The organism is Streptomyces sp. NBC_00557, assembly GCF_036345995.1.
In the GTDB taxonomy this organism is placed as follows: domain Bacteria; phylum Actinomycetota; class Actinomycetes; order Streptomycetales; family Streptomycetaceae; genus Streptomyces.
The window spans coordinates 6,784,423-6,797,839 of sequence record NZ_CP107796.1 but is presented as its reverse complement, the minus strand read 5'-3'; the positions used below and the strand labels follow the sequence as shown (position 1 = coordinate 6,797,839).

General features: G+C 74.3%; 9 protein-coding genes. 1 reads left to right on the top strand and 8 read right to left on the bottom strand.

From position 1 onward, the window contains the following. Positions 1-319 precede the first annotated feature (319 nt). Positions 320-496 (bottom strand): hypothetical protein, encoded by a 177-nt coding sequence (locus OG956_RS29945; RefSeq protein WP_330341125.1) that lies wholly within the window; start codon positions 494-496, stop codon positions 320-322. A 601-nt stretch (positions 497-1,097) separates the two neighbouring features. Here OG956_RS29945 and OG956_RS29940 point away from each other — a divergent pair. Further along, entirely contained in the window at positions 1,098-2,510 is a 1,413-nt protein-coding gene (locus OG956_RS29940) for a serine/threonine-protein kinase (protein WP_330341124.1), read from the top strand. A gap of 174 nt (positions 2,511-2,684) precedes the next feature. On the opposite strand, the gene OG956_RS29935 is transcribed toward OG956_RS29940, so the two are convergent. The 7 genes from OG956_RS29935 to OG956_RS29905 form a co-directional block, all read right to left on the bottom strand. Further along, complete coding sequence (locus OG956_RS29935) at positions 2,685-3,578, bottom strand: IS982 family transposase (protein ID WP_330335877.1); 894 nt, start codon at positions 3,576-3,578, stop codon at positions 2,685-2,687. A 55-nt stretch (positions 3,579-3,633) separates the two neighbouring features. After that, a complete protein-coding gene (locus OG956_RS29930; RefSeq protein ID WP_330341123.1) occupies positions 3,634-4,452 on the bottom strand; it encodes a TrmH family RNA methyltransferase in 819 nt (272 codons plus the stop codon). A gap of 89 nt (positions 4,453-4,541) precedes the next feature. After that, complete coding sequence (cobA, locus tag OG956_RS29925; protein WP_330341122.1) at positions 4,542-5,774, bottom strand: uroporphyrinogen-III C-methyltransferase; 1,233 nt, start codon at positions 5,772-5,774, stop codon at positions 4,542-4,544. A gap of 142 nt (positions 5,775-5,916) precedes the next feature. Then, entirely contained in the window at positions 5,917-10,077 is a 4,161-nt protein-coding gene (gene cobT / locus OG956_RS29920) for a nicotinate-nucleotide--dimethylbenzimidazole phosphoribosyltransferase (protein WP_330341121.1), read from the bottom strand. A 393-nt stretch (positions 10,078-10,470) separates the two neighbouring features. After that, positions 10,471-11,712 carry a precorrin-6y C5,15-methyltransferase (decarboxylating) subunit CbiE gene (gene cbiE / locus OG956_RS29915; protein ID WP_330341120.1) on the bottom strand — a complete coding sequence of 414 codons (1,242 nt, stop codon included), beginning with the start codon at positions 11,710-11,712 and terminating at the stop codon, positions 10,471-10,473. Positions 11,713-11,795: 83 nt separating this feature from the next. After that, the gene (locus OG956_RS29910) at positions 11,796-12,434 is read right to left on the bottom strand and encodes a GNAT family N-acetyltransferase (protein WP_330341119.1); all 639 of its coding nucleotides are present in this window, start codon (positions 12,432-12,434) and stop codon (positions 11,796-11,798) included. 133 nt (positions 12,435-12,567) lie between these two features. Beyond that, positions 12,568-13,398 carry a MetQ/NlpA family ABC transporter substrate-binding protein gene (locus OG956_RS29905; RefSeq protein WP_330341118.1) on the bottom strand — a complete coding sequence of 277 codons (831 nt, stop codon included), beginning with the start codon at positions 13,396-13,398 and terminating at the stop codon, positions 12,568-12,570. Between the last annotated feature and the right edge of the window lie 19 nt (positions 13,399-13,417).

The window sequence follows — 13,417 nt, the reverse complement described above, 5'->3', positions numbered from 1 at the left end:
CGGGCGGGGCGGGGACGCTCGACCGCGCCGGGAAGCCGGCGGCGCCGCAGCTCCCGGAGGGGCGCGCGGCCGTGTCCGAGGTGCGGCTGCCGCCGCGCGGGCGCGGCCGGTCACGAGGCGGCCGGCAGTCCCCGGGGCGGAGATCCACGTGCCGCACGCGCGCGGCGCGCCCCGCCCGGAAGCGCCCCGAAAACGGCGCATGCCGGCGCAGCTCCCCAGCTGCGCCGGCATTTGTGCCGTCCGCCGCACCCCCGTCCCCACGGGGTTTCCTGGATGGATGTCCCCGCCCGGACCGCTCTTCCGGGCCTGGGGTCGCCGCTCAGCGCCCCAGCATCACACCCACGGACGACGCCTGTGTGGCCACCGTCTCCCAGCCGTCGAAGACGAGCAGGAGCAGGGCCGCCAGGGGAAGGGCCATCAGTGTCGCCACCAGGGGGTGGCGGCGGCCCGTCCGGCGCGGTGCGAACGCCGGGCGTCGCGGTGCCGTGTGGGCCATGGTCCCTCTCCTGACCGTGTCGGTTGTCGTCGGCAGCGGCGGATGTCTGACCTCGGGGGACGAGTGCTGCACCCGCCGCTTGACCTCAAATCTAGGCGCGGGGCCGCATCCGGGCGTCATGCCCTCGTACCGATTGCCGGGCCTCCCCGAGGATGAGCCACGATCCGGGACGTACTCCCCTGGGTGGAGACGCGCATCAGGGTCTCGGGGTCTTCCCGGAGGGGTCGCCCGCCGTGTCGGTCATGTCCGACGCGTCCTACGGCCGGACGGAGTGACTTCGATCACTCCGCCCTGGGGTGGAGCCGGAACCGCGCACGGTCCGCCGCCGGCCCCGCGCCGGTGTCCGCGGGCCCTTCGCGGCGGGCGCCGGGCGGGCCGGGGAACCGACGCCACCTGGCCCGTGATGATCCCAACGCCCTCTCGTCCGCGAGCGGTTGGGCACGGCGGCGGCCCAACGCCCCGACGCCGGCAGGTCTCCTGACCGCTTTTCACGTCGTACCGGTCGACGTCACATTCCTTCCGCACCGGAGGGCGCGGCCTCTGCGCGCGGGCGGCCGTGGAAACGTAAGCTGTGCCACGTCACAGGGACCGGGCAGCGGGGATGAACATGGCGATGATGCGCCTGAGGCGCGAGGACCCGCGCGTCGTCGGCTCGTTCAGGCTTCACCGACGGCTCGGCGCGGGCGGGATGGGTGTGGTCTACCTCGGCTCCGACAAGAAGGGGCAGCGGGTCGCGCTGAAGGTGATCCGGCCCGACCTGGCGGAGGACCAGGAGTTCCGGTCGCGGTTCGCCCGCGAGGTCTCCGCCGCCCGCCGCATCCGGGGCGGCTGCACGGCCCGGCTGGTGGCGGCCGACCTGGAGGCCGAGCGGCCCTGGTTCGCCACGCAGTACGTGCCCGGCCCCTCCCTGCACGACAAGGTCGCCGACGAGGGCCCGCTCAGCGCGGCCGACACCGCCGCGATCGGCGCGGCCCTGTCCGAGGGCCTGGTCGCGGTGCACGAGGCCGGCGTCGTCCACCGGGACCTGAAGCCCTCCAACATCCTGCTGTCCCCGAAGGGGCCGCGGATCATCGACTTCGGCATCGCCTGGGCCACCGGCGCCTCCACCCTCACCCACGTGGGCACGGCGGTCGGCTCCCCCGGCTTCCTCGCGCCGGAGCAGGTGCGCGGCGCGGCCGTCACCCCGGCGACGGACGTGTTCTCGCTCGGCGCCACCCTCGCCTACGCCTCCACCGGCGACTCACCCTTCGGACACGGCAGTTCGGAGGTGATGCTGTACCGGGTGGTGCACGAGGAGCCGCAGCTGTCCGGCGTGCCGGACGCGCTCGCCCCGCTGGTTAGGGCCTGTCTGGCGAAGGACCCCGAGGACCGGCCCAGCACGCTGCAGCTGTCGCTGCGGCTCAAGGAGATCGCGGCACGGGAGGCTCAGGGCCTGGACGGCGTACGGCCGCCCGCGCCGCGCGCCGCGGCGGAGGACCGGCCCACCGGGCGGCTCGTGGACACCTACCCGGAGCCGCAGCGCACCCGCCGCATGTCCCCCGGCACGCCGGTGCCGCGCGGTGGCACCCCCGCCCGGGGCGGTACGCCGGCGCGCGGCGGCGCGTCCGCGCGGACCGGCAGCGGCCCGCGCGGCACCGGCTCGGGGCGCTCCGCACGGCCGGGCTCCGGGCGTACGCCCCCGGCGCAGCGCGGCGGCGCGCCGCGCTCGGGCGGCGGGGGCCGTCCGGCCGCACGGGGCGGTTCCGGGCGGCCGGCGCAGCGGACGACGGGCACCGGGCTGCGGCCGGCCAATCCCCGGCTGCTGCGCCAGCGGCTGTTCGTGTTCGTCGTGGTGACGCTGCTCGTGGCGCTCGGCATCGCGGTGGCGCAGGGCTGCCAGGGTCCCGCCCGCGGCCTCGGCGACGACGGCGTCCGACGTCAGCGGCAGGCCCAGCCGGCCCACGCGACGGCGGACGCCGGCCTTCCGGTGCCCGGCCGGTACGGCCCGGCCCCGGGCACGGGCCGCGTGGGCTGATCAGCGGCTGGGTCCTGTCGTCAAACTCCCGCCGTCCGCCCGGAGGGCGGGCCTCGCGCCCGCTGCGGAGCAGCTGATGCATGCCGTAGGTGCGTGCTCTGGGGGTCCCCCCGGCCGAAGGCTGGGGGAGGGAGTTTGACGACAGGGCCTAGACGAGTAAGTCCGAAGGGTTGGTCAGTGGTCGTAGGCGATCAGTGAGCGTGTGATGGCTCGGCCTGTGTTGCGGTTGTGCCAGATCGCGGTCGTCATGGCGAGGATCCGTTGTCCGACACGGGCGAGAACGCCGGCGGGGGTTCTCGCGCCGTGACGCTCGAGGTCGAGCTGGCCCTTGAGGGTGTCGTTCACCGACTCGATGAGCTGTCGGATGGGCTTGAGAAGGTGTTCGCCGGGCCGGGGGGTGATGTTGCGGTAGGTCGGCCGCAGCAGGGTCAGGCCGTGCTCGGCCATGAAGGCGTCGAGGTGCCTGGATACGTAGCCCTTGTCGCCGACGATGGTCTGTCCGGGGTGGGTGGCCAGTAGGTCCTGGTCGCCGGTGAGCATGTCGGCCAGCACCTCGCGTTCGTCAACTTTGGGGTTGGCCAGGGCCCAGGCGATCGGGAGGCCGCCGGGGGTGCACACAAGGTGAAGACGCAGGCCCCAGAAGAACCGGGAGTGCGAGGGGCAGTAGCCGTAGCCGGCCCAGCCGGCCAGGTCGGAGCGCTTCGCGGTGGGCCGTGAGCGGGCGCACTCCACGGGGGTGGAGTCCACGATCCACACGTCGTCGTGCCAAAGGTCGCTGTCCCGGGCCAGGGTGCGGATGAACCTGCTGATCAGCGTGTTCGCGGCCCGCAGGCGTTTGTTGTACCCGGACTGCCCGGGCAGGTAGGGGAACTCGGCCGCCAGATGGACGCGGGCGAACCGCAGCCAGCGGGCTTCGGAGACGAACCCGAGCAGGGCCTGCATCACCGCCAGCGTCAACAACTCGGCATCGCTCAGGCTCGGCGGGCGGCCCCATCGACGCGATCCTGCCAGAGAGTCATCGATCTTCACGTACAGTGCAGTCGCGAGGGTTTCGAGGTCTGTCGTCACAAACGGACCAACGAGACCCTCGCTTCATGCACTCGGCCCCTTCGGACTTACTCGTCTAGGACTCCGGGCGGCCGGCGGTCACCGCGTAGAAGGCGACCGCCGCGGCCGCGCCGACGTTGAGCGAGTCGACGCCGTGGGACATCGGGATGCGGACCCATTCGTCGGCGGCGACCAGGGCCCGGGTGGACAGTCCGTCGCCCTCCGCGCCGAGCATCAGGGCCACCCGGTCCATCCGGTGCGGGGCTGCCTCGTCGAGGGTGCGGGCCTTGTCGTCCGGGGTGAGCGCGAGCAGCGTGAAGCCGGCCCCGCGGACCGACTCCAGGCCCTTCGGCCAGGTCTCCAGCCGGGCGTACGGCACCGAGAACACCGCGCCCATGGAGACCTTGACGCTCCGGCGGTACAGCGGGTCGGCGCAGTCGGGCGACAGCAGGACCGCGTCCATGCCGAGGGCGGCGGCCGAGCGGAAGATCGCGCCGATGTTGGTGTGGTCGTTGACCGACTCCATGATCACGACGCGGCGGGCGTCCCGCAGCAGCTCCTCCGCCGTCGGCAGGGGCTTGCGCTGCATGGAGGCGAGGGCGCCGCGGTGCACGTGGTAGCCGGTGACCTGCTCGGCCAGTTCGGGGCTCACGGTGTAGACGGGCGCGGGGAGTTCGTCGATGACGTCGCGCATGACGTCGATCCACTTGGCCGAGAGCAGCATGGAGCGCATCTCGTAGCCCGCTTCCCTGGCCCTGCGGATGACCTTCTCGCCCTCGGCGATGAACAGGCCCTCGGCAGGCTCGCGCCTGCGGCGCAGCTCGACGTCGGTCAGCCCGGTGTAGTCGGTCAGGCGGGGGTCGTCGGGATCCTCGACGGTGATGAGATCGGCCACAGGGTGATGCTGCCTTGTCCTGGGGGTGCGGAGCCAACGGCTGGAACGACTAGGTTACCCGGGGTTATGCATGATCAAGGGGCTGGTCGTCACCCGGCGGGCGCGGGGCCGACCGTCACGACCTCGCCGATCACGATGACCGCCGGGGGCCTGACGTCCTCGGTCCGCACGGTCTCGGCGACCGTGGCGAGGGTGGCGTCGACGCGGCGCTGCGCGGCCGTCGTGCCTTCCTGGACCAGCGCGACGGGGGTCTGCGGGGACTTGCCGTGCGCGACGAGCGTCTCGGCGATCTTCCCGATCTTGTCGACGCCCATGAGGATCACCAGCGTGCCGGTGAGCCTGGCCAGCGACGGCCAGTCGACCAGGGAACGCTCGTCGTCCGGGGCCACATGGCCGCTGACGACCGTGAACTCGTGCGCCACACCCCGGTGCGTGACCGGGATGCCGGCCGCGCCCGGTACCGAGATCGAGCTGGAGATGCCGGGGACCACGGTGCAGGGGATGCCGGCCTCGGCGAGCGCCTGGACCTCCTCCATGCCCCGGCCGAACACGAACGGGTCGCCGCCCTTGAGCCGGACGACCGACTTGCCCTGCTTGGCGTGCTCGATGAGCGCGTTGTTGATGGCCTCCTGGGCCATGTAGCGGCCGTACGGGATCTTCGCCGCGTCGATGACCTCGACGTGCGGCGGGAGTTCGGCGAGCAGGTCGCGCGGGCCGAGCCGGTCGGCGATGACGACGTCCGCCTCGGCGAGCAGCCGGCGGCCGCGGACCGTGATCAGGTCGGGGTCGCCGGGTCCGCCGCCGACCAGGGCGACGCCGGGCGTGCGCGTGCGGTGGTGCGGGGCCACCAGGGTGCCGTCGCGCAGACCCTCCACCACCGCGTCCCGGATGGCGGCGGTGTGGCGGGGGTCGCGGCCGCGCGCCTGCGTGGTGAGTACGGCGACGGTGACGCCCTCGCTGTGGCCGGTGGCCGGGGTCCAGGCGGTGGCCTGGTCGGCGTCGTCGGAGCGGACGCACCAGACGCGGTGCCGCTCGGCCTCGGCGGACGCCCGCGCGTTGGCCTCGCGGTCGCTGGTGGCGATCAGGGCGTACCAGGCCTCGGCGAGGTCGCCGTCCTGGTACGGGCGCCTGATCCAGGTGATCTCGCCCGTGTCCGCCATGGCCTCGACGGAGGGGGTCGCCTCGGGGGACACGACGACGATGTCCGCGCCGGCCGCGATGAGTGCCGGCAGGCGGCGCTGGACCACCGTGCCGGCGCCGAGGACGACCACGCGGCGGCCGGAGAGGCGGAGGCCTACGGGGTAGGCGGGGTGTTCGGCCATGAGGGGCGGCTCCTCGTGCAGCTGTGCGGTGGGGGCTCGCTGCACCTTCGGAGCGGCCCTGACGTGCGATTTTAGCGATGCGCAGGGCAGAGGGCACCGGGTGGTCCGACAGCTGAACACCGGACCACCCGTGCCGTGGCGCCTACTTCTCGGTGACCCCCGCCGAGTCGAACGTCGCCACCTCGTGCATCGCCCGCGCGGTGCTCTGCACCAGCGGCAGCGCCAGCAGGGCGCCGGTGCCCTCGCCGAGGCGCAGGTCGAGGTCGACCAGCGGGCGCAGGCCCAGCTTGTTGAGGGCGGCCACGTGGCCGGGCTCGGCGCTGCGGTGACCCGCGATGCAGGCGGCGAGGACCTCGGGGGCGATGGCGCGGGCGACCAGCGCCGCGGCGCCGGCGCTGACGCCGTCCAGGATCACCGGCGTACGCAGGGAGGCGCCGCCGAGGAGCAGGCCGACCATGGCGGCGTGCTCGAAGCCGCCGATCGCGGCCAGGACGCCGATGGGGTCGGCCGGGTCCGGCTGGTGGAGTTCCAGGGCGCGGCGGACCACCTCGGTCTTGCGGGCCAGCGTCTCGTCGTTGATGCCGGTGCCGCGGCCGGTGACCTCGGCCGGGTCGGCGCCGGTGAACACCGAGATGAGCGCGGCCGACGCCGTGGTGTTGGCGATGCCCATCTCGCCCGTCAGCAGCGCCTTGTTGCCGGCCGCCACCAGGTCGCGGGCGGTCTCGATGCCGACCTCGATGGCCTGCTTGGCCTCCTCGCGGGTCATCGCGGGCCCGGTGGTCATGTCGGACGTGCCGCCGCGGATCTTGCGGGGCAGCAGGCCGGGGGTGGCGGGCAGGTCTGCGGCGACGCCGACGTCCACGACGCACACCTCGGCGCCGACCTGGCCCGCGAAGGCGTTGCAGACCGCTCCGCCGCCCAGGAAGTTGGCCACCATCTGGGCGGTGACCTCCTGCGGCCAGGGAGTGACGCCCTGGGCGTGCACGCCGTGGTCGCCGGCGAAGATGGCGACGGCGGCGGGCTCGGGGATCGGCGGCGGGCACTGCCGGGACAGCCCGGACAGCTGCGCGGAGATGATCTCGAGCATGCCGAGCGCGCCGGCCGGCTTGGTCATGCGCTTCTGGCGCTCCCAGGCCTCGCCGAGGGCCTTGGCGTCGAGCGGGCGGATCTGGGCGACGGTCTCGGCAAGCAGGTCGTGGGGTTCCTCTCCGGGCAGGGCGCGGCGGCCGTACGTCTCCTCGTGCACCACCCAGGACAGGGGGCGCCGCTTGGACCAGCCGGCCTGCATCAGCTCGGGCTCGTCCGGGAACTCGTCGACGTACCCGACGCAGAGATAGGCGACGACCTCCAGGTGCTCGGGCAGGCCGAGCGCGCGGACCATCTCCCGCTCGTCGAAGAAGCTGACCCAGCCGACGCCGAGGCCTTCGGCGCGGGCGGCGAGCCAGAGGTTCTCCACCGCGAGCGCCGAGGAGTAGGGCGCCATCTGCGGCTGGGTGTGCCGGCCGAGGGTGTGCCGGCCGCCGCGGGTGGGGTCGGCGGTGACGACGATGTTGACCGGGGTGTCGAGGATGGCCTCGATCTTCAGTTCCTTGAACTGCTTGGCCCGGCCCTTGGGCAGCGACTTGGCGTAGGCCTCACGCTGACGCATCGCCAGCTCGTGCATCGTCCGCCGGGTCTCGGCGGAGCGGATGACGACGAAGTCCCAGGGCTGCGAGTGGCCCACGGAGGGCGCCGTGTGGGCGGCCTCCAGGACGCGCAGCAGCACCTCGTGCGGGATGGGGTCGCTGCGGAAGCCGTTGCGGATGTCCCTGCGCTCGCGCATGACCTTCAGGACGGCCTCGCGCTCGGCGTCGGCGTAGCCGGGCGCGGCCGGGCCGGTGGACTGTCGTGCTTCCGCCACTGCTCCCGTGCCCTCTTCCTCCTGGTCGGCGGCCCTGGTCCGCAGGTCCTCCGCGTGCTGTACGACATCGGGGGCCGGCGCGGGTTCGCCCTCGCGCGGCGCGGGCACCGTGGCCGCCGCCTGCTGCGTCTCCTCCGTGGGGAGGACCAGGGGCTGCGGAGGGGTCGGCGCCAGGTGCGGGGTCGTGGGGACCTGGCCCGCGACCGGCACGAACTGCCCGAGCGGCTGCTCGGGGTGCGGCGGCACATGGGAGGGCAGCGGCTCCGCCGGCTCGGCCGGGGCGTGCTGCCCGCCGGTCTCCGCCGACTCGGCCGGGCCCGCCGCCACGGGAGCTGCTTCGGCGGCGGCCGGCACCGGGGTGGCGTCGGTGGGCTGCGCGGGGGTGCCGTCGGCGTTCGGCGTGGTGGCGGTCTCCGCGGGCGGTGCCTGCGGGACGGTTTCGGGGGTGGCCGTGTCGGGCTGGGGCTGCGGGAGGGCTTCGGGGGCGCTCGCCTCGGGCTCGGCCTGCGGGACGGCTTCAGGTGCGGCAGCGTCGGGCTGGACCTGTGGATTCAACTCCGCGGCCGGGTGGGGCTGCGGTGCGCCGGGGGCCGCCTGGGCGTCGTACGCGAGGGGCTCGGCCAGCTGCGGGCCCTGGGGGTGGGGGTGCGGCGCGGGGCCGCCGGAGCCTTCGGCCGCTGGCCCCGGTACGACGTCAGGGGCCACAACCACCTCGGCGGCCTGCACCTCCGACGCCTCGGAAACGCCGGCCGGGGTGCCGACCGCGGGCGCGGTCACGGCGCCGGCCTCGGGTGCGACGGCGGTCCCGGAGGCGCGTACGGCGTCCGCGGCGGCCGGGGGCTGGGCGTCCACAACGGCATCGGGGCTCTGCGGGGCTGGCGGTGCCGGGGTGGCGTCCTCCGGGGTGTCCGGGGCGCCCGGAGCGGCGTTCGGCGCCTGTGCCGCGGGAACGGTCGCGGCACTCTCCTGGGCCGCGGGGGCGCCGTCGGTGGCGACGGCGGCGTGGCCGGACGGCACCGTCGCCGTGCCGTCTACGCCCTGAGCCGCGGTGCCGCCCTCGGCGGCAGGGGCAGTGTCCGCGGCCGACGACTCGGCGTCGCCCCGCGGTTCGCCCGCGGCCTGCTCCGGGTGCCGGCCCGGCCCGGCCTCGCCGGACGGCTGAGCGGCCTCGGCCGGTTCGACGCCGTCGGCGGCGGGACCCGCTGCCTGCCCGGCCGCAACGGCCTCGGCCTGCGCGGGCGTTGCCGCCTGCGGGGCGACGGCCTGGTCGTGATCCGGGGCAGCCGTCTCGGCGGTCGTCGGCACCGGTGCGCCCTCGGCGCCCGCGGCGGCCTGCCCGGTCTCCGCGCCCTCGGCAGACCGACCGGCGTTCGCCACGGCCTCGGCCCCAACGTCGGCGGCGGGAGCGCCGACGGCGGCGGCGAGCCCGCCGTCCACGGCGGTCGTGTCCTCGGCAGGCTCCGCACCGGCCGCCTCCGGCGCGCTCTCACCGGTCTCGGCGACAGTGTGCTGAACGCCGTCGGCCTCCTGCCCGGCAACAGCAGCCTGAACGCCCTCCGCCGCACCGGGTCCGGCGGCCCCGGCCTCCTGGCCACCGGCGAGCGGACGAGCCTCCTCGGGCACCGCCGCCGTAGGAGCCGTGTGCACCACCCCGTCATGGCCGTGCGCGGGCTGTACGCCGTCGTGGCCGTGGACCAGGTGCGCGGTGCCCGGCACCGGTGCGGCGGCCTGGGTCGCGAGGCGGGTGACGGCGGCCTGCGCGGCGCCGGACGGGTCGGTCTGCGCGGCGGTGTCCACGGCGACGGCGGCCGGGTCAACCGTTTCGGCAGCCGGTGCCTGCGCGTCGGCCTGGGCCGCGTGGGCGGCGCCCCAGGGGGCCGCGCCCTGCGGGGCCGTCTCGTACGGCGGCTGGGCGTCGAGGTACTCCGGGCCGGCCGCGACCGGACCGGGCTGCCGTACCGGCGCGCCGGCCGGGCCGCGGTCGGCGAGGGAGCGGACCGGGCTCGCGGAGGCGTCGGGGATCGGCGGGCCGAGGTGCAGCGGACGGCGCGGCGCCTGCGCGGCGGCCGGCTGCTCCTGCGGGGCCGACAGTATCGGCGACGGCGGCACGGAGGCCGGGGCCGGGTTCGGCAGGCGGACGCCGCTGAGGTCGACGGAGCCGCTGTCCCGGCCGGCCGTCTCGTGCGGCCCCGGCTGGTGGACGGCCTCGACGACCGGTTCCGGCGCGGGTGGCGGAACCTCGTTGCCCCATGCGCCCTGGGCGCCCGGCAGCAGCAGGTCTTCGTCCTCGGCGGGTGCCTCGGAGAGGTAGGTGTACGCACCGTGCGCGGCGACGCCCGGCTGCTCCACCATGCCTGCGCTCTCCGGCTGCCCCTCGCCCGGGACCTGGCCGGTGTCGGTCATGCGTACCCCTCGCCCATCGGTTTAGTGCTCCTACGACCAGCTCACCCGGAACGGCGCACCGACCGCCCGTAGTGAAGAACGAGCGTCCGTGCCCAGCGGCACGAACGACCCGCCGGAAAAGGCGACAAAGCCATTCAGTGGCATTGTCCCGGCCGCCCGGCCGTCGCGACAGCATGATCCGCGACGGCACGCTGTGGACTGCGCCACGTTGCGCGTCCTCCGGTTCCGCAGTACCGCACCCGCCCCAAAACGGGCGTGCTTTCCGGACATTGGCGAACGAAGTTCCGGGCCGCCGGTGTGGCACAACGATCGGCCAGCCTACCGCGCGCGGTACGACAACCGGATCACGGGGCGCGATCCGGCAGCGCCCGCCCGTCGCCCGGCCACCACCCCTCAACGAGGCGCTTCGCGCAGCGGCAGTGTTCCGATGAGCAGGAACGAGACACTCCGCTCGGTCTCCGTCCAGGCGCGGGTGTCGAGTTCGACGGACTGCAGCAGCGCGCACTCGACGTGGTATCCGTGCTCGGTCAGGTCGCGGCCGATGAGTTCGGCGGCGTCGCGGGTGGCGGCGTGAGTGACGATGCGCTGCGGGCGCCGGTCGGCGACGGCAGAGACGACGGCCGCTCCCCCGCCGCCGACCCGGACGACGTCCGGTTCGGGCAGGTTCTCCAGGACGTGCGGGGCGGTGCCGTGGACGACGTGGAGCTGGACACCGTACCGGCGCGCGGCGGAGTCGGTGCGGGCGCAGGCCGCGGGATCCCGGTCGACGGCGATGACGGCCGCTCCGGCGCGCGCGGCCTCGGCGGCGAACGCGCCGGAGCCGCTGCCGATGTCCCAGACCAGGTCGCCGACCCGGGGGCCGAGCCGGGCGAGTTGGGCGGCCCGCAGCAGCTGCCGCTCGCCCTCGCCGAGGCCGCCGCCGGGTCCGCCGGCCGGTCCCTCGGCGTAGCTCGCGTCGGGCTGCACCCAGCCGCGCGGTCCGGCGCCCGGGTCGCGGCCGGCGATCCAGCCGCCGCCCTCCCCCGCGCCGGCCGGGCCGCCGATGACGATGACGACGTTGGGGTCGCGCCAGGTGTGGTCGGCTGCCTTGTCGGAGGTGACGACGGTGACCTGCTCGCGTTCGGTGCCCAGTTCCTCGCAGATGACGAAGGTCCGGTGGACGCCTTCCAGCAGCAGCCCGAGTTCGGCGGGTCCGGCGCCCGGTGCGGTGAGGACGGCGACCTTGGTGTGGGCGCGGCAGACGTTCACGGCGCGGCGCAGGGTGCGCGGGTGGGCGACGACCACCTGGGCGTCGTCCCAGGGCATGCCGGCGCGGGCGAAGGCGGCGGCCACCGAGGAGACGGCGGGGACGACCTCGACCTCCAGGCCGAACTCCGGGGCGCGCAGGGTGCGTACGACGCCGAAGAAGCCGGGGTCGCCGTCGGCGAGTACGACGGCGGTGCCGCGGTGGGCGGCGATCCGGCGGGCGGCGAGCGCGACGCTGCCCAGGCGGACGCGTTCGGCGGCGGGCGGAACCTCGGGCAGCGCCAGGTGGTGGGCCGCGCCCGCCACGAGTGTGGCGGCGCCGAGGGCGGCGCGTGCCGTGTCGGTCAGCGGCGAGCCGTCCCAGCCGATCACCGTGACCCGGTCGGCCATCGTCGTTTCTCTCCAGGTCTTCGCAGGTCGTCAGGGTACGGGCCCCAGCGGGCCCCCTGAGCGTACCTGGTGCGGCTGAGGGCTCAGTTCCAGTCGGAGTAGGAGGTGAAACCGCCCGTGTCGGCCAGCTGCTCCTCGACGCCGTCCAGGTCCTCGGGCAGCAGGCTCCAGACGATGAGGTCGGTGCGCACGTCCGTCCACTCGCCGTGGGTGTCGCGGGTCCGGGCTATCCAGGCGCCGCGCAGGACGCCCTCGCTGATGCAGCCGATCTTCTGGGCGACCTGCTGGGAGGCGGTGTTGTCGGCCGCGGTGCGCAGCTCCAGGCGCTCGAACTTCTGGTCCCGGAAGAACCATTGGGCGGTGGCCAGGGCCGCCTCGGAGGCGTAGCCCTCGCCGCGCGCCCAGGGGGCGATGACGTAGGCCATCTCGGCGGAGCGCACGCGCCAGTCGGCGTGCCGCAGATGGACCGTGCCGACCAGGCGCTGGGTGAGGAACTCGTCGACGGCGAAGACGATGCCGCGGCCCTCCGCCCGTTCGGCGGGGGCGTGTTCGGTGATCCAGGCGCGGGCGTCGGCCTCGGTGTACGGCTGCGGCACCGAGGTCCAGGCGGTGACCAGTTCGTCGTTCATCATCTCGGCGAAGGCCTCGATGTCGGACTCCTCGAAGGGACGCAGCACCAACCGCTCCGTGCTGATGGAGATGTTGGGGAAGGTGCTAGTCATGCGCCGCTCCGTAACCTTCGGAATGAACCTTCAGGGCCTGCTGAACTGCCCAGCATGCAGCATGTAACCACTGAACCGCACGACGGGGCCCGCTCCCGGTGCGGGAGCGGGCCCCGAGGGCGGGCGGGCCGGATCAGAAGGAGGGGATGACCGAGCCCTGGTACTTGTCCTCGATGAACTTCTTGACCTCGGGCGAGACGAGGAGCTTGGCGAGCTTCTCGACCCGCGGGTCCTTCTCGTTGCCCTTCTTCACGGCGAGGAAGTTGGCGTACGGGTTGTTCTTGGCGGACTCCAGCAGGATGGCGTCCTTGGCGGGCTTCAGACCGGCGGAGATGGCGTAGTTGCCGTTCACCACGGCCGCGTCCACGTCGTCCAGGGAGCGCGGGGTCTGGGCGGCCTCGACCTCCTTGAACTTCAGGTTCCTGGGGTTCTTGGCGATGTCCTGCGGGGTGGCCTCGTTGCCGGCGCCGGACTTGAGGGTGATGAGCCCGCCCGCGGCGAGCAGCTTCAGGGCGCGGGCCTCGTTGACGGCGTCGTTCGGGACGGCGACGGTCGCACCGCTCTTCAGCGCGTCGGCCTTCTTGACCTTGTGGGAGTACAGGCCGAGCGGCTCCAGGTGCACCGTGACGACGGGCACGATGTGGGTGCCCCGCTTGGCGTTGAAGTCGTCCAGGTACGGCTGGTTCTGGAAGTAGTTGGCGTCCACCGAGCCGTCCTCGGTCGCCGTGTTCGGCGTGATGTAGTCCGTGAACTCCTTGACCTGAAGGTCGAGGCCCGCCTTCTTCGCCAGCTTGTCCTTGACGAAGTCCAGGATCTCGGCGTGCGGGGTGGGGCTCGCGGCGACGACCAGCGGGCCGCTGTAGTCGTGGGAGGCGGAGGAGCTGCCGGAGCCGCAGGCGGTCAGCCCGAAGGTGAGGGCTCCGGCGGCGAGGACGGCGGTGGTGAGCTTGGCGGTGTTACGCACGAAAAGTGCCTTTCCTGAT

Bases quoted from the DNA above. Each gene is read 5' to 3' on its own strand.
- OG956_RS29945 (WP_330341125.1), bottom strand. From the start codon at position 496: ATGGCCCACACGGCACCGCGACGCCCGGCGTTCGCACCGCGCCGGACG.
- OG956_RS29940 (WP_330341124.1), top strand. From the start codon at position 1,098: ATGAACATGGCGATGATGCGCCTGAGGCGCGAGGACCCGCGCGTCGTC.
- cobA (WP_330341122.1), bottom strand. From the start codon at position 5,774: ATGGCCGAACACCCCGCCTACCCCGTAGGCCTCCGCCTCTCCGGCCGC.
- cobT (WP_330341121.1), bottom strand. From the start codon at position 10,077: ATGACCGACACCGGCCAGGTCCCGGGCGAGGGGCAGCCGGAGAGCGCA.
- cbiE (WP_330341120.1), bottom strand. From the start codon at position 11,712: ATGGCCGACCGGGTCACGGTGATCGGCTGGGACGGCTCGCCGCTGACC.
- OG956_RS29910 (WP_330341119.1), bottom strand. From the start codon at position 12,434: ATGACTAGCACCTTCCCCAACATCTCCATCAGCACGGAGCGGTTGGTG.